Below are 269 nucleotides of genomic sequence, written 5' to 3'. Positions count from 1 at the left end.
GGTCAAAGTAAATGTATTTTATAACTTTGATAAAATGAAAGATATTGCAGGTTTTCTGGGAGATATCAATGGAACTCCTCTTGAAATCGCGGAAGGTTCAACAGATGATCAAGTAAAAGCAGCAGTCAAGAACCAAGTTGATGCCAAGAAAGAGGAATTACGTAAACGTGGTTATACTGTTAAAGAAGACTATCTCTCTAAAAATAATGGAAAAGATTATAACTACGTTGTCACATTCACTAAGGAGGCTACAGGAACTTCAGGTTTCA

1 pseudogene is annotated in these 269 nt (G+C 35.3%); it reads left to right on the top strand.

The annotated features are described in order from the left end of the window. Window positions 1-34 precede the first annotated feature (34 nt). A pseudogene (locus ADG81_RS02715) lies at window positions 35-269 on the top strand (hypothetical protein); the annotation flags it as partial.

The organism is Streptococcus pseudopneumoniae (genome assembly GCF_001070815.1).
Classification (GTDB): Bacteria; Bacillota; Bacilli; order Lactobacillales; family Streptococcaceae; genus Streptococcus; species Streptococcus pseudopneumoniae_P.
Note: the sequence above shows the minus strand (reverse complement) of the source record. Positions and strands in the feature narration are given on the sequence as shown.